This is a genomic window from [Clostridium] clostridioforme AGR2157 (assembly GCF_000424325.1).
GTDB classification, from domain to species: domain Bacteria; phylum Bacillota; class Clostridia; order Lachnospirales; family Lachnospiraceae; genus Enterocloster; species Enterocloster clostridioformis_A.
In genome coordinates this window covers 18,827-35,383 of sequence record NZ_AUJR01000048.1, presented here as the reverse complement: position 1 = coordinate 35,383, position 16,557 = coordinate 18,827, and the positions used below count along the sequence as shown (strand labels likewise).

Annotated in this window: 13 protein-coding genes and 1 pseudogene; 1 reads left to right on the top strand and 13 read right to left on the bottom strand. The window is 52.1% G+C overall.

The features are described 5' to 3' along the window. A pseudogene (locus G614_RS32225) lies at positions 1–218 on the top strand (IS91 family transposase); the annotation flags it as partial. A 368-nt stretch (positions 219–586) separates the two neighbouring features. On the opposite strand, the gene lysS reads toward G614_RS32225, so the two are convergent. The 13 genes from lysS to G614_RS0118615 all read right to left on the bottom strand — a co-directional run bounded on the left by lysS (position 587) and on the right by G614_RS0118615 (position 16,516). Beyond that, positions 587–2,083: a lysine--tRNA ligase gene (gene lysS, locus G614_RS0118675; RefSeq protein ID WP_027643164.1), complete on the bottom strand. Its 1,497-nt coding sequence runs from the start codon at positions 2,081–2,083 to the stop codon at positions 587–589. 24 nt (positions 2,084–2,107) lie between these two features. Next, a complete protein-coding gene (gene greA, locus G614_RS0118670) occupies positions 2,108–2,590 on the bottom strand; it encodes a transcription elongation factor GreA (RefSeq protein ID WP_002574940.1) in 483 nt (160 codons plus the stop codon). A gap of 105 nt (positions 2,591–2,695) precedes the next feature. After that, positions 2,696–3,661, bottom strand: coding sequence for a tRNA dihydrouridine synthase DusB (gene dusB, locus G614_RS0118665; protein WP_027643163.1), 966 nt, complete (start codon positions 3,659–3,661; stop codon positions 2,696–2,698). Then, positions 3,662–4,012: a DUF6145 family protein gene (locus tag G614_RS0118660; RefSeq protein ID WP_027643162.1), complete on the bottom strand. Its 351-nt coding sequence runs from the start codon at positions 4,010–4,012 to the stop codon at positions 3,662–3,664. Between the two features lie 82 nt (positions 4,013–4,094). Further along, a complete protein-coding gene (gene pfkA / locus G614_RS0118655; RefSeq protein WP_027643161.1) occupies positions 4,095–5,069 on the bottom strand; it encodes a 6-phosphofructokinase in 975 nt (324 codons plus the stop codon). 94 nt (positions 5,070–5,163) lie between these two features. Beyond that, positions 5,164–8,649, bottom strand: a complete 3,486-nt coding sequence (locus G614_RS0118650) for a DNA polymerase III subunit alpha (protein WP_027643160.1) — start codon at positions 8,647–8,649, stop codon at positions 5,164–5,166. A gap of 203 nt (positions 8,650–8,852) precedes the next feature. Next, positions 8,853–9,107 (bottom strand): HPr family phosphocarrier protein, encoded by a 255-nt coding sequence (locus tag G614_RS0118645; protein WP_002564619.1) that lies wholly within the window; start codon positions 9,105–9,107, stop codon positions 8,853–8,855. 121 nt (positions 9,108–9,228) lie between these two features. After that, on the bottom strand, positions 9,229–10,206 hold the full coding sequence (gene whiA / locus G614_RS0118640; RefSeq protein WP_027643159.1) for a DNA-binding protein WhiA: 978 nt from the start codon (positions 10,204–10,206) through the stop codon (positions 9,229–9,231). 5 nt (positions 10,207–10,211) lie between these two features. Next, positions 10,212–11,081, bottom strand: coding sequence for an RNase adapter RapZ (gene rapZ, locus G614_RS0118635; RefSeq protein ID WP_027643158.1), 870 nt, complete (start codon positions 11,079–11,081; stop codon positions 10,212–10,214). Positions 11,082–11,117: 36 nt separating this feature from the next. Next, a complete protein-coding gene (murB, locus tag G614_RS0118630) occupies positions 11,118–12,029 on the bottom strand; it encodes a UDP-N-acetylmuramate dehydrogenase (protein WP_027643157.1) in 912 nt (303 codons plus the stop codon). Positions 12,030–12,078: 49 nt separating this feature from the next. Further along, the gene (gene hprK / locus G614_RS0118625; RefSeq protein ID WP_027643156.1) at positions 12,079–13,011 is read right to left on the bottom strand and encodes an HPr(Ser) kinase/phosphatase; all 933 of its coding nucleotides are present in this window, start codon (positions 13,009–13,011) and stop codon (positions 12,079–12,081) included. 87 nt (positions 13,012–13,098) lie between these two features. After that, the gene (uvrC, locus tag G614_RS0118620; protein WP_027643155.1) at positions 13,099–15,075 is read right to left on the bottom strand and encodes an excinuclease ABC subunit UvrC; all 1,977 of its coding nucleotides are present in this window, start codon (positions 15,073–15,075) and stop codon (positions 13,099–13,101) included. A 58-nt stretch (positions 15,076–15,133) separates the two neighbouring features. After that, a complete protein-coding gene (locus tag G614_RS0118615; protein ID WP_027643154.1) occupies positions 15,134–16,516 on the bottom strand; it encodes a putative glycoside hydrolase in 1,383 nt (460 codons plus the stop codon). Between the last annotated feature and the right edge of the window lie 41 nt (positions 16,517–16,557).

Below are 16,557 nucleotides of genomic sequence, written 5' to 3'. Positions count from 1 at the left end.
AGCACCATAAACAGGAAAAAAATCTCCGGAAATGTTTATCCCCTCAGAAACAGCGTTATCTTTCCAGGCTTCTGGATTGGCGTAATTCAATCCTTCTGGCTTTTGGCTATGATCCGCTCAAATGCCCGGAGTGTGGCACTTCTATGTTGGTTTTAGAAGTTTACCACAAAAAAACTGCACTATTTGAACGCTATCGAAAGGTTATGGGATATGGATAGCTCCATACGCCTTATTCTTTCTCTACCGTCAGATAGTGCAGCCTAAACCAAAAACAAAAACTACATAGGCAACGTCATGGCGAAGTTACATCTTCGCTCTTTTGCTATGCCGTTTTTATTTCAAGTCTATTATACACCATCTTGGCCGATTTGCAAAGTTTCCTGAAAAGCAAAAAAGGACACCTTCATTTAAAATGAAAATGTCCTTTTTCTTAAATATGCCAGTAACCTGAGTTTACTAACCTAGATACCCTATTCCATATGATTCCATATCTCTACATATCGTGATGTAAATTTGATGTATTTTTGATGTATAAACCGTTTTTTTCGGTTTTAAAAAGCCCGCAAACCCGCATAAAACCTAGCTTTTATTTATCTAAGCTCTTCATCGTCGGAAACAGCAGCACATCCCTGATTGCCGGTGAATCCGTCAGCAACATGACCATACGGTCAATGCCGAATCCGATTCCTCCTGTTGGAGGCATACCTACCTCCAGGGCATTTAAGAAGTCCTCGTCCGTATGGTTGGCTTCCTCGTCGCCCTGGGCCAGAAGCTCTTCCTGTGCTTTGAACCGCTCTCTCTGGTCAATGGGGTCATTGATTTCAGAGTAGGCGTTTGCCATCTCCCAGCCGTTCATGAAGAACTCAAAGCGCTCCACATAGTCCGGGTTGCCCGGCTTTTTCTTGGTCAGCGGGGAAATCTCCACAGGATGGTCCAGAACAAAGGTGGGCTGGACCAGGTGCTCCTCTGCAAACTCCTCAAAGAACAGGTTCAGGATATCGCCCTTCTTATGGCGTCCCTCGAACTCCACGCCCTTTTCCCTGGCAACGGCCCTTGCCTCTTCAAGGGTATGAATCTGGTCAAAATCAACTCCGGCATACTTCTTAACCGCATCCACCATGGTAATGCGGGCAAAGGGCTTGCCTAAATCCATCTCCACGCCCTTATAAGTAATGGTGGTGGTACCCAGTACCTCCTGAGCCACAAAACGGTACAGCTTCTCGGTCAGGTCCATCATCCCGTTGTAATCCGTATAAGCCTGATACAGCTCCATCAGGGTGAATTCCGGGTTGTGCCTGGTGTCCAGACCTTCGTTGCGGAACACGCGCCCAATCTCATAAACTCTCTCAAGTCCGCCTACAATAAGCCTCTTCAGATAAAGCTCCAGGGATATGCGAAGCTTTAAATCCTCATCCAGGGCATTGAAATGGGTCTCGAAAGGCCTTGCAGCAGCGCCGCCTGCATTGGAAACCAGCATAGGAGTCTCCACTTCCATGAAGCCCTCTCCGCCCAGATATTTCCGGATGGCAGCCAGAATCCTGGAACGCTTGATGAAGGTATCCTTCACCTCCGCGTTCATGATCAAGTCCACGTAGCGCTGACGGTAACGCATATCCGTGTCCGTCAGGCCATGGAACTTCTCAGGAAGCACCTGAAGGCTCTTGGAAAGAAGGGTTACCTCCGTGGCATGAATGGATATCTCACCTGTCTTGGTGGTAAACGCGGTTCCCTTCACACCCACGATATCGCCGATGTCCATTTTCTTGAAATCCTTGTACGGCTCCTCACCCACGCTGTCCCTGGCCACATAGACCTGGATGCTGCCTTTTAAATCCTGTACATTACAGAAAGAAGCCTTACCCATGACGCGCTTGAACATCATACGGCCGGCAATGGCTGCTTCCTTCCCCTCCCACTGAGCATAGTTATCCTTGATATCCATGCTGTGGGCAGTCACATCATATTTTGTAATCTGGAAAGGATCCTTTCCAGCTGCCTGAAGCTCCGCCAGCTTATCCCTGCGCGCCTTCAGCACGTGATTTAAATCTGTATCTGCCTGATTAACCTTCTGCTGTTCTCCCACGTCCTTAACTCCTTTGTGTTAGATTTATGAAACCCTCTGGATTTCCAGCACCTTATACTGGATATCCCCTGCCTGGGTCTCCACGTCTACGCAGTCACCCACTACCTTGCCAATCAGGGCACGGCCTACCGGTGATTCGTTGCTTATCTTATTCTGAAGGCTGTTGGCCTCAGTGGATCCAACGATATAGAACTCCATCTCCTCGTCATACTCCACATCCAGAAGCTTTACCTTACATCCGATATTAATCTTATCCAGGTCGATTTCATCCTCTACCACGACCTCGGCATTCTTAAGAAGCTTCTCCAGTTCCTCGATACGCAGTTCAATGTCCCTCTGCTCATCCTTAGCCGCGTCATACTCTGCGTTCTCGGACAAATCGCCCTGCTCCCTTGCTTCCTTAATCTTCTGCGCAACTTCTTTTCTCTTGACAACTTTCAGATTCTGCAGTTCGTCTTCGTACTGTTTGAGTCCGGCATATGTCAAAATATGTTTCTTATCTGCCATCTTACCCGCTTCCTTCCTTATATTCTTAATTTATGTTGATTTCACTTGAGTATCATTCTTAATGTCCACACATTCTGAGTATTATATAGGAAAATGTGTCCATTGTCAAGATTGGATTTTCCTGTCCAGAAGCTCCACGAAACCCTCAAATGTCTCCACCTGGTTGATTTCATTCCTGAGCGCTGCTGAGTGGGGCATTCCTTTTGTATACCAGGCCATATGGCCTCTCATCTCCCGCATGGCAACCCCTTCTCCCTTGAACCGGACCAGCATCCGGCCGTGCCGCAGAATCATGGCCTTTATCTCAGCCATGGAGGGACCCGGAAGAACCTCCCCTGTATCCAGATAGTGGTTAATCCGGCCAAACAGCCACGGATTGCCCTTGGCTCCCCTGCCCACCATGATGCCGTCGCACCCTGTCTCCTTAAGCATCCTCCCGGCGTCCTCCGGCTTAAAAATGTCCCCGTTTCCGATAACAGGAATCCTTACCGCCTCCTTCACCTGACGAATGATGTCCCAGTCCGCCTTCCCGGAATAATACTGTTCCCTGGTGCGCCCATGAACAGCCACGGCAGCAGCGCCGCAGCTTTCCGCCATCTTTGCAAATTCCACCGCATTGACAGAGAGGTCGTTGAATCCTTTGCGGAACTTCACGGTCACAGGCTTTTTCACGGCCTTCACCATGGCTGTCAGCACTTTCTCTGCGCGCTTGGGATTTTTCATCAGAGCAGAGCCTTCGCCGTTGTTGACGATTTTCGGCACAGGGCATCCCATGTTCACGTCAATGTAATCATAGGGCCCTTCCTCCAGCCTGGCTGCAATCTCCGCCATAATATCCGGCTCCGACCCAAAGAGCTGCACTGCCGCCGGGCGCTCGGCCGGGTCTATCTGAAGCAGCTCCCTGGTATTCCTGTTGTTGTACAGAATCGCCTTTGCGCTGACCATCTCCGTCACCACGCATCCGGCTCCCTGTTCCCGGCACAGCACCCGAAAGGGCTGGTCCGTGACACCCGCCATGGGCGCCAGTATTACATTATTCTCAAGAACTGTATTTCCAATCCTCAGCTTCATTTAATCTTCCCCGTCATCCTCTATATCTATGTCCTCGCCCAGGAAAAATGTCCTGTAATACAGTTCCAGCGCTTCCAGCATTTCTTTTTTCTCTTCCTGGTACTGCTTGATTTTAAGGACGCTTCCTATCTCGTCAAAGAGATAATCCGTTTCCTCTGAGGTCACCTTAAATTCCAGGTTTCCCCTTTCATCAAATTCCATGGTCAGCACGCCGCCCACATCCTCTGTATAGAGCACGCACATGATTTGGAGTTCATCCCTTATGGACTGGGGCAGGGATTTAAAATCCTGGTTAAAATAATATTTCTGTTCATAGGAATTGGCTCCGCAAAGCACTGTCGTATCCTTCATCTCATCTCTCCGCAAAAGTCCGCTGCCTGTGACAGGCGGCGGACTTTCCATTCTATCATCGTTTATGTTCTCACATTCCGGATTAACGAATCAGCATCTTGGCTATCTCGTACTGCTCTTCCGGGATGTCCTTTGTCATGTTCAGGGCTTCCTGGATATCGAAATCCACAAACTCACCGTGCTTATAGGCTACCAGGCGGTTGCTCTTGCCTGCGGCCAGAAGCTCTGCTGCCTTGGCTCCCATGATGGAGGCGTACACCCTGTCCTTACAGGTAGGCGTACCTCCGCGCTGCATGTGGCCCAGGATGGTGGCCCTTGTCTCGATGCCCGTGGCAGCCTCAATGCGCTTTGCCATGGAACCGGAATGGCCGATTCCCTCTGCATTGATAATGATGTTATGTTTCTTGCCCCGTCTGCGGTTGTCGATAATCCGGTTAATCAGGGCCTGCTCGTTGCCGTCGTAGCGCTCCGGAAGAAGGATATCCTCCGCGCCGTTGCCAATGCCGCACCACAGTGCGATGTATCCGGCGTTGCGCCCCATAACCTCCACGATGCTGCACCGTTCATGGGATGTGGATGTATCACGAATCTTATCAATTGCTTCCATGGCCGTGTTGACAGCCGTATCAAAACCAATGGTATAATCCGTACAGGCAATATCCAGGTCAATGGTTCCCGGAAGGCCGATTGTATTGATGCCCAGGGAAGACAGCTTTCCCGCGCCTCTGAAGGAACCGTCTCCTCCGATGACCACCATTCCGTCAATACCATGCTTGCGGCAGATATCAGCGCCCTTCTGCTGGCCTTCCGCTGTGGTAAACTCCTTACATCTTGCCGTGTAAAGGATGGTGCCGCCGCGGTTGATGGTGTCAGACACGCTGGTGGACTCCATGTCTACGATTTCCTCCTCAAGCAAACCTGCGTATCCACGCATGATGCCCTTTACCTTAAGGCCCTTATTGATAGCAGTCCTTACAACCGCGCGAATGGCCGCGTTCATTCCCGGCGCATCGCCTCCGCTGGTAAGTACTCCAATGGTTTTCACTGCCTTTGCCATAGCAATTTACCTCCTTGTATTAAGCACACGCAAATTACTCCTGTGCTGACATCGCTCTCAATCATTCATTCTCTCATCTATATCCAACGCTATTCTAATTCATTTTCCCCAGCTTTTCAAGACTTTTTTCTACAACTTTGACATTTTTTTCACCAAGTACTTTTCCCAGGTCTTCCAAAAGCCCGGGCGTGACCTGTACATTCCAGTTGGCCGGAAGGACTTTCTTGGCCCTCTCCTTCTGGAGGTAAATGACCACCCGGTCCTTTCCCTCGCTGGACCGCAGAGAGGTTAGAAGGCGCTGTTCCCCGGCCTGATACGTCTCCATATCCGGGAACTGGAGCCACAGCTCCTTGGGTACACTGTCAAAGGGTATCACCTGCTCGCACACCAGCTTTCCCACCGGATCGTCTCCGATGGACACCCTTCCCCTGATAAACAGCTTGGAATCCTCGGTAAAAAGGTCCCGGTTGGCCTCGTAATCCCTTGGGAACACAATGACCTCCACCGGTCCCAGCAGGTCTTCCAGGGTTATAAAGGCCATGAGCTGGTTGGTCCTGGTGGTCTTTACGGTCTTGCCCGCCACCAGTCCGCCGATGACAGCCCTGGATCCGTCCTCCACCCCTGCCTCATCCGTCTCCTCATCCACGATGAACTGGGCGGAGGTGGCTGTTATATTCCTTCTCCACATCTCCTCATAGTCGTCCAGGGGATGACCGCTGATGTAGACTCCCAGTATTTCCTTCTCAAAGGCAAGAAGCTCATCCTTTGAGTATTCCCCCACATCCGGAAATGTAATCTGGAATTCATTTCTGTCTTCCTCACCCGCAATGTCGAAAAGGCTTAACTGCCCCTCAAACATGGATTTCTTCTCCCTGGCCTTCTCCTCCAGCATGGTGGGCGCCACTGCCATCTTCTGACGTCTGGTTCCCGGCAGGGTGTCCAGAGCGCCTGACTTGATGAAATTTTCCAGGGTTCTCTTATTTACTTCCTTCATGCTCATGCGCCCCACGAAATCCTCCATGGAACGGAAGGGACCGTTTTTCTCCCTCTCCGCCAGGATTACCTCTGTCACCGGTTTGCCCACGCTCTTGATGGCGGACAGCCCGTAGCGGATGGCGTCCCCTGACACGGAAAATCCGCTCTCGCCCTCGTTGATATCCGGGGGCAGCACGGGAATGCCCATCATGCGGCGGCAGGTCAGTACATACTCGGAAAATTTGCTTACATTGTCCATGACCGATGTCATGAGGGCGGCCATGAACTCCCTGGGATAATAGTATTTCAGATAGGCGGTCTGGTAGGATACCACCGCGTAAGCCGCTGCGTGGGACTTGTTGAAGGCGTATTTTGCAAAGTCAATCATCTCATCGTAGATGTGGTTTGCCGTCTTTTCGTCTATCCCATTATTCACACAGCCCTTAACCCCTTCGGACTGGTTGCCGTAGACAAAGTTCTGGCGCTCCTTCTCCATGACCGACGTTTTCTTCTTACTCATGGCACGGCGCACCAGGTCGCTTCGTCCCATGGTATATCCCGCCAAATCACGCACAATCTGCATAACCTGCTCCTGATACACAATACATCCATAGGTAGGGCTTAATATGGGCTCCAGCTGGGGGCAGTCATAGGTGATGGAAGCCCTGTCGTTCTTTCCCTTCAGATACTTGGGTATAAAATCCATGGGGCCCGGACGGTACAGGGAGATACCTGCTATGATATCCTCCAGGTTCTCCGCCTTAAGCTCCTTCATGAAGCTCTTCATCCCCGCGCTTTCCAGCTGGAACACGCCCTCGGTCCTGCCTGTTCCGATGGATTCAAGCACCTTCTTATCGTCAAAATCAATGTGGTCAATGTCAATGGTGATGCCGTAGTCCTTCTCAGCCAGCCGCACCGCGTTCTGGATAACCGTCAGGGTGCGCAGGCCCAGAAAGTCCATTTTGAGAAGTCCCAGCTCCTCAATGGTTGTCATGGTAAACTGGGTGGTGATGGTACCGTCAGAGGCCCTGGACAAGGGTACAAACTCGTCAATGGACCGGCTGCCAATCACCACCCCGGCCGCATGCATGGAGGTATGCCTGGGCAGTCCCTCCAGACGCCTGGACATGTCGATGAGATAGTGGACCTGCTCATCTTCATTGTAGGCCTTCTTAAGATCCGGATTCATGGTCAGGGCCTTATCCAGGGTCATCCCCAGATCCCCCGGTATCATCTTGGCAATGGTGTCGCACAGGGAATAGGGCAAATCCAGCACACGCCCCACATCCCGGACAACCCCCTTTGCGGCCAGGGTACCAAAGGTGACAATCTGCACCACCTGGTCCTTGCCGTACTTGCGCACCACATAGTCGATTACCTCCTGGCGCCGCTCGTAGCAAAAGTCAATATCAATATCGGGCATGGACACGCGCTCCGGGTTCAGGAAACGCTCAAAGAGAAGATTATAACGCACAGGGTCTATATTGGTGATTCCCAGTGTGTAGCTCACAATGCTTCCGGCGGCGGAACCCCGCCCCGGCCCCACGATAATGTCCTGGGAGCGGGCATAGTTGATGAAATCCCACACGATCAGGAAGTAATCCACATATCCCATGGAGCGGATGACATCCAGCTCATAGTCCAGCCGGCTGCCCAGCGTGCCGTCATCCTCCGGGTAACGGGTCTTAAAGCCCTCACGGCACAGATGGTTTAAGTAGCTCCAGGAATCAAAGCCCTCAGGCACCTCATATTTGGGAAGCTTGGTAACCCCGAACTCAATCTCCACATTGCAGCGCTCCGCTATCATATGGGTATTTTCAATGGCCTCAGGCGCATAGGGGAACAGGGCACGCATTTCCTCCTCGGACTTACAGTAGTACTGGCCTCCCTCGTAGCGCATCCTGTCCTCATCCGCCACCTTTTTGCCGGTCTGGATGCACAGAAGGATATCATGGGCCTTCTCATCCTCGGCATAGGTGTAGTGGATATCGTTGGTGGCCACCAGCTTAAGGCCCGTATCCCTGCTCATGCGCATAAGGCCCTGGTTTACTAACCTTTGGTCCGGCAGCCCGTGGTCCTGAAGCTCCAGGAAGAAGTTGTCCTTTCCGAATATGTCCGCATACTTGTCGGATGCCCTGACAGCCTCCTCATACATTCCCCTGGTCAGGCAGCGCTGCACCTCCCCTGCCAGACAGGCGCTGAGGGCAATGATTCCCTCGTGGTAGGTCCGCAGCACCTCGTAGTCCACCCTGGGTTTATAGTAAAATCCGTCCACAAATCCCTTGGACACAATTTTCATCAGGTTTTCATAACCCTTGTTGTTCTCTGCCAGCAGCACAAGGTGGTAATACCGGTCCTCGCCGCTTACCGTCTCCCTGTCAAAGCGGGAGCCCGGGGCCACATAGACCTCGCATCCCAGAATCGGCTTGATGCCGGCCTCCCTGGCAGCTTTATAAAAATCAATGACTCCATACATCACGCCATGGTCCGTGACAGCCATGCTGTCCATGCCAAGCTCCTTTGCCCTGGCTGTCAGCTCCTTGATTTTACAGGAGCCGTCCAAAAGGCTGTATTCCGTATGGACGTGCAAATGGGTAAATGCCATTCCCTATTCTCTCCTTATCCTTGCGGTATGAATGTCCATGTCAAATGTTCCGCGTTATTATATTCTGTGTCATCATTTTTTGCGTCATTATTTTCCGTGTCATTCGAGTAACAGTTTATCATAAATCCGGATAAAAGAAAAGAGAACCAGGCAAGTCCTGCCTGATTCCCATTATCTATCTCTCCAAACAAACGGACTGGTAGTTACTGGTTTTTCAGATACTTCTCAATTTCAGTTACAGCTGCCTCCTCATCCTTTCCGTCGGCTTCCACCAAAATGGATTCGCCTGCGGTCAGACAGAGAGTCATCATTCCCATGATGCTCTTGGCATTCACACGCTTTGCCTCTGCTTCCAGGTAAATCGCGCTTTCGTACTGACTGGCTACCTGCACGAGCATAGCTGCCGGTCTCGCCTCAAGTCCTGATGCCAATTCAACTGTAATCAATTTCTTTACCATAATAATCCTCCTCATTCCTTTGAATGGTTCAAAGCCCCTGATACGTCCCAATGGTCATGTTCCAATCTGGCCGTATCCTGACTGCCATTCAGGTGCCCGTACTGATTCGTACTTGATAAAACTATTGCAAACTTGATGTATTACGGTCCGGAAACTGCTGCCGCAGTTCTTCAGCCACAAGGCTTAATTTCCTCAAACGGTGGTTTACGCCTGATTTACCCACAGGCGGTTCCAGGGCCTCCCCCAATTCCTTTAAGGTCGCGTCTGGCCGTTCCAGCCGTATGCGGGCCATCTCCTGAAGACTTTCAGGCAGACCCGAAAGACCGGCAACAGACTGGATGAAACGGATGTCCTCTATCTGTTTTACCGCAGCTGACACGGTCTTATTGATATTGGCAGTCTCGCAGTTGACCTGGCGGTTCACGCTGCCCCTCATCTCCTTGACAATGCGGATATTCTCCAGCTCCATAAGGGATACCGGGGCCTCCATCACATTAAGGATGTCCACAATCTGACTGCCCTCCTTGATATAGACCACATAGTACTTTTTCCTTGGCACTATCTTGGCCTCGATATCAAAGGTGGCAATGATGTTTTTAAGCTGCTCCGCCTTTGGCTCGGTGGGACACACGATTTCAAAGTGGTAGAACCTCTCCGGGGCGCTGATGGAACCGGCCGCCAGGAAGGCGCCACGTATGAAAGCCCGTCTGCAGCAGGCATTCTGAAGCACCACATTCCGAATCAGGGAAAGGTTTTCACCAATTTCCCCCTGGGAATTGATGAGCTTCACTGCCTGCAGGACCCTGAGAGCTTCCTCATGTTCCCTGACTGCTACGATGTATGTCCTGCTCCGCCCTGGATTAACCCCACTGCGAATCGAGACATCAGTTCTTATATTAAATGTTTTTTTCAATAATGTAAAGTACTTTCTTGCAACTGCCACATTTTCCGTATGGATTTCAATCCAAAAATGGTCTGAGGCCGATATTTTTACCCTTCCGCACAAGCTCAGGATTGCTGCTGTTTCTGCTATCTGGCAGTGGCGCGCCCCGGGCATCTGCCTGGACAGCTCGTCTTTTACGTTGGAAGAAAATGACATGTCTGCTACTTCCTTTTATTGTCTTTGTCGATGTCCCTGTGTTCTATTTTGATGCCATATTCGGCCTTGGCAGTCAGGTGGCCGCAAAGGGCCTTGGCAACCGTCACGGATCGGTGCTTGCCTCCGGTACATCCAACCGCCACTACCAGCTGATTCTTTCCCTCATTGATATAATTAGGCAGGAGGAAATCCATCATATCATAGAGCTTGTCCAGAAACTGCGCGCAGGTGCCTCCCTGCATCACATAATCCCGGACAGCCTGGTCCTCCCCTGTCAGTGGGCGCAGTTCCTCCACATAGTAGGGATTGGGCAGAAAACGCACGTCGAAAACCAGGTCCGCATCCTCCGGAATGCCGTACTTAAAGCCAAAGGAAAGGACCGTGACGAACATGTTGCAGTACTCCTGGTGTTTAAGGAATATCTTTTCCAGCTCCTGCCGCAGCTCCCTGGTAAGGAGCTTGCTGGTGTCAATGATGAAATCCGCATCCTTCTTGAGGAAGGCCAGCTTGACCCTCTCCTTTTCAATTCCCTTGTCCAGCCTGCCTGTCCCGGCCAGGGGATGGCTGCGGCGGGTTTCCTTGTACCGCTTAATCAGGACTCCGTCATTGGCATCCAGGAACAGAATCTGGTAATCCATTCCCAGTTCCTTCCATCCTCTGAAAATAGCATCCAGATGGCTCAGTTCCTCGCCGCTGCGGATGTCTATGCCCAGGGCGGCCTGGCTGATGTCGCTGCCGGCCGCTGCCAGCTGGGCAAATTTATCCACCAGGGATATGGGCAGGTTATCCACACAGTAAAAGCCCAAATCCTCCAGCATTTTCAGTGCAATTGTCTTGCCTGCCCCGGACATTCCGGTTACAATCACAAGCTTCATCCATCCACCTCAGTTACGTAAGATTAGCATTTCAAATCAGAATTCGCCCCAGCGCTTCACTTCCATCTCAAGCTCCACGCCGGACTGTTCCCTCACCGTCTTTCTGATATGACCGCACAGGGCCATGACATCGGACGCAGTGGCGTTTCCGCCGTTGATCACAAAACCGCAGTGCTTCTCCGATACCCTGGCACCGCCCATGCCATATCCCCTGAGACCGGCATCCTCTATGAGCTTACCTGCAAAATATCCCTGAGGACGTTTGAAGGTGCTGCCTGCGCTGGGATATTCCAGAGGCTGTTTCTCCCTCCGTCTGGCTGCCAGTTCCTTCATCCGGGCCTCAATGGCTGCCCGGTCCCCCGGTTCCAGCTGAAAGGATGCCTCCAGCACCGTATATCCCCTGTCGGGGATACAGCTGGTGCGGTATCCCAGTTCCAGTTCATCCAGGGAAAGTTCCAGCACCTCCCCCTCATTTGTCATGACCCTGGCTGATTTGAGGATATTCTTTATCTCAGAGCCATAGGCCCCTGCGTTCATCACCAGGGCACCGCCTACGCTGCCGGGTATGCCTGCGGCAAATTCCATACCGGTCAGACAGTGGTCCAGGGCCACACGGGCCACACGGGCCAGCAGTTCACCTGCCCCCGCACGTATAACGTTTCCCTCTGCCCCGGCATAGCACCAGTTTCCTTCCATAGCAATGACCACTCCCTTGATTCCCCTGTCGCTGACAAGGAGATTGCTGCCATTTCCCAGCACTCTCCAGGGAATATCGTGTTCTCTGCACAGGCAGATAACCTTTCCCAGCTCCTCTTCATTGCCGGGGCACACATAGGCTTCAGCCGGCCCCCCGATGCGGAAGGTGGTGTGACTGCTCATGGGTTCCATGAAACGGCACACTGCCCCTTCTGATACAAGCACCTCTTTCAACATATGTTCCAGATTCAAAATACATTCCTCGCTTAAGACTTAATGTTCGTAACATTCTGAACTGTTACTATTTTTCCTGTCCCTTTCCAAGATTGGCCTGTACTCGGTTGTACAACTCCTGGGCTGCATTGTAGCCCATCTTCTTCTGGCGGTAGTTGACAGCCGCAGATTCCACGATAATGGCCAGGTTACGTCCCGGACGGATGGGGATGGTATGACAGACCACCTGGTTGCCCAAAAATTCCGTGTACTGGTCTTCCAGGCCCAGCCTGTCGTATTCCTTATCCTTGCACCAGTCCTCCAGCTTGATGACCATGTCAATGGACTGGGTATCCTTAACGCTCTCCACACCGAACAGGGTCTTCACATCAATGATGCCGATGCCGCGCAGTTCGATAAAATGTTTGGTGATGTCAGGGGCGCTTCCAATAAGAGTGTCATCGCTGACCCGGCGTATCTCCACCACGTCATCCGTCACCAGACGGTGTCCCCTCTTAATCAGTTCCAGGGCAGCCTCGCTCTTGCCGATGCCGCTCTCGCCCATAATCAGGACGCCCTCGCCGAATACGTCAATCAGCACGCCGTGGATACTGATACAGGGAGCCAGCTTAACGTTGAGCCAGCGGATGATTTCTGCCATCAGGGCAGAGGTGGTCTTATCGGACACAAGGCAGGGAACGCTATAGTAATTACAGAATTCCAAAAGGTCCTCATCCGGCTCCTGGTCGCGGCTGAACACCAGACAGGGAATCTGGCTGGATGTGAGCTTATCGTACATCCGGCGCTTCTGCTCCTGGTCCATGGTATTAATATATGCCTGCTCCACGTATCCGATGATTTGAACCCGCTCTCTGTCAAAATGGTCAAAAAATCCCGTGAGCTGCAGGGCCGGGCGGTTCACGTCCGGATGGGTCAGCACAATCTTGTCCGTGTCAATCTCCGGCGTGGTGTTTTTAAGCTTCATTTTCTCAATTAATTCCGATATGGTTACTCCATGCATGATGATACCCCCTTGACCTGGTTTTACTTCTCGTTTAACTTCTATCATACTATCATAATTTGATGCGGTTGTCATGTGTTTTTATCGTCAGGTTTCCAGATTCTGGAAACCCTTTTCTGCCCCGTTTTCCGGGCTTGTCCGGGTACCGGGCTGTTCATTGTTCTGCGCAGTGGCCTGCCCACTGGTCCGGGCGCCGTCCGCCTCCGGATGGAAGAAGCGGTACACGGACTCAGCCGACCTGCGGTTCATCTGGGGCGTCTGCTCCAGGTCCTCCACGGAAGCGCTTCTCACTGCCTCTATATCCTTAAAATGGCGCATGAGGGCCTTGCGCCTGGCCGGTCCGATACCCTGAATGTCGTCCAGGATGGATTTCACCTGGCCCTTTCCCCTCAGGCTCCTGTGGTATTCAATTGCAAAACGGTGGGCCTCGTCCTGGATTCTGGTGATAAGCCTGAACCCTTCGGAGTGACGGTCAATGGGCACCTCCACATTATTATAGTAGAGTCCCCTGGTTCTGTGGTTATCATCCTTCACCATGCCGCACACAGGAATGGAAAGTCCCAGCTTATCAAGGACCTCCAGGGCTATGTTCACCTGGCCCCTGCCGCCATCCATCATGATTAAATCCGGGAACCTGGTAAAGCTGCCAAGGCTTAAGTCAGCCCCCTTTTCCTTCAGTTCCTCCGTCTCCCTCATACCGTGGGAAAATCTGCGTGTCAGCACCTCATTCATGGACGCGTAATCGTTGGGGCCCTGGACTGTCTTGATGCGGAATTTCCTGTAATCGCTGCGCTTGGGCCTGCCGTCCTCATATACCACCATGGAACCCACGGACTCCACGCCGCTGGTATTGGAGATATCGTATGCCTCCATGCGCCGGATTCCCCCAATGCCAATGAGCTCCCCAATCTGGTTCATGGCCCCGATGGTGCGAAGCTCCTCTTTTTTAATCCGCTCCTTATCCTGGGACAGCACCAGAGCGGCATTCCTGGCTGCCAGCTCCACCAGACGTTCCTTCTCTCCCTTTTTCGGAACCACCAGCCTTACCTTCTGCCCGCGTTTGGCGGACAGCCACTGGCTGATGACCTCCTCATCCCCCAGGGGATGCTGGAGCCACAGTTCCCTTGGAATAAAAGGAGTGCCCGCATAGAACTGCTTTACAAAGCTGTCCAGAATCTCGCCCTCGTTTTCCGCCGTGACAGCCGATATATGGAAATGGTCCCTGCCAATCAGCCTGCCCTCCCGGATGAAGAACACCTGTACCACCGCGTCCCTCTCATCCCTGGCCATGGCCACGATATCCCGGTCCTCCATGCCGCTGCTGGTTATCTTCTGCTTCTGCGCCACCTGCTTCACGCTGTTTAACAGCTCCCGGTACTCAATGGCCCGCTCAAACTCCAGGCTGTCAGAGGCAGCCTGCATCTTTTCCTGGAGACTCTTTATGAGAGGGTCGTATCTGCCGTTCAAAAAGTCCAGGGCCTGGCTGAAGTTGGACTGATATTCCTCCCTGGAAATATATCCCTGGCAGGGGGCGTCACACTGCTTGATGTGATAATTGAGACACGGACGCTCCTTTCCCGTATCCTTTGGCAGGTTCCGGCTGCAGGTCCTGATGCGGTACAATTTGTGTATCAAATCCAGCGTGTCCTTCACGGCCCCGGCGCTGGTATAAGGACCAAAGTAACGGCTCCTGCCGTCCTTCTTCATGTCCCTGGCAAACAGAAGGCGTGGAAAATCCTCCCCCATGGTTGCCTTGATATAGGGATAGCTTTTGTCATCCTTTAACATGGTGTTGTACCGCGGCCTGTGCTCCTTAATCAGGTTGCACTCCAGCACCAGGGCTTCCAGCTCGGAATCCGTCAGGATATATTCAAACCACGCAATGTGGGACACCATCTGTTCAATTTTGGCCGTCTTATTCCTGCTGCTCTGAAAATACTGCCTGACCCGGTTCTTAAGACTGATGGCCTTGCCCACGTATATAATCTCATCCCTGTCATTATGCATAAGATAAACTCCCGGGCTGGCCGGGAGTTTCTTCAGTTCTTCCTCTAAATCAAACAATAACTGTCACCATCCCTTTCATATGGCTTTATGTTCCGCCGCTTTCCGGTATGCCGCTTTACCGGGCGCCGCTTGCCGGCGGGACATTCTCTGACGGGACGTTCTCCGCCGGGATGTTGTCCGCAGGGGCATTCTCCACTGGGACATTCTCTGACGGGACGTTCTCCGCCGGGGCCCCCTCCGTCTCCGACGCTGCCCTGGACTGGGCTATACGCTCGTCCTCTTCCGCTGCTTCCTCCGGAGTCAGCAGCCCGCCGTAGTGATAGCTGACCCCTGCATCCCAGAGAATCCACTGGTCATAGCCGGCATCGTAGACAGCCTGTATCTGCTGCCTCACCTGTTCATCGCCATATTTAATATAATGTTCCAGATAGGACGCCGTAAAGTCCTGAAGCCATGGCCTTACCACTGCCTGAGGCGTGTCATCCTTTGCGGAAGCGGCCAGAAGCTCCCTGGAACCATTCAATGCATTTAATATTGTATCATAAGGCTGGGTATCTGGATACTCTATTCCAAAATTTCCCGGCCCATAGTGGGATGGATAAATCATAGGACATATATAATCCAGCTGCTCCGCCATGTCCTCGTATTCCTGGCCTACGGCAGCCGCATCCTCCTCGCTGCGCATGATGGTGCCAAATACGTCAGCCGACACAAAGAGTCCCTCCTTTGCCAGCTCATCATGTGCATAGCTTATGAATTCCGTAATTGCCTGGGTCTTATTATGCCCCTGGGTATCTGCGTCGTCAAAGACAACGTCATTCATGGTCCTGTCCACGGCAAACCGGATGTAATCGAACTGAATCTCGTCAAATCCCGCCTCGCCTGCCTTTTTCCCCACCTCGACCAGATAATCCCAGACTTCCTTCTTATAGGGATTTACCCATGCAAGGCCCTTATTATCCCGGTAAATCTTGTCATCCGCCACGTGAAGGCTCCACTGCGGCTTCTGTTCCGCAAGATAAGGGTCCCTGAAGGCCACCACCCTGGCTATAGTATAGATTCCATGCTCCTTAAGCTTTGCCATAAGCGCCGGCATGTCCTGGATAAAAACCTGGCAGGCCCCTATCTCATTCACAGTAGGGGAATCCATGGCATAGGTAATCCTTCCCTGGTCGTCCTTTACATCAATGACCACTGCATTGAGCTCCGTCCTGTCAATCTCCTCAATGATTTTATCCATCATACAGCCGGTACCGGCCACATAGGCGGACACATAGATGCCCTTTACCTTCACCGGGTTCCTGGGCGGATATGAGGAAATGGTAATGACCTCCGAATCAGCCGCCTCTGCCTCCTGGGTCTCCTGCCCGGTCTGCGCCTCTGCTGCCTCAGACTGCATGGCCTCCTCCTGGGACCTGGTCATCTCCTTTGTCGGTTCATACCGGGAACATCCTGTCAATGCAAGGATTAATATGCCTGCTGCTATCCACCTTTTCATACGTAACCTCTGTCTTTCCCAATAATATTATGATTCCTGGA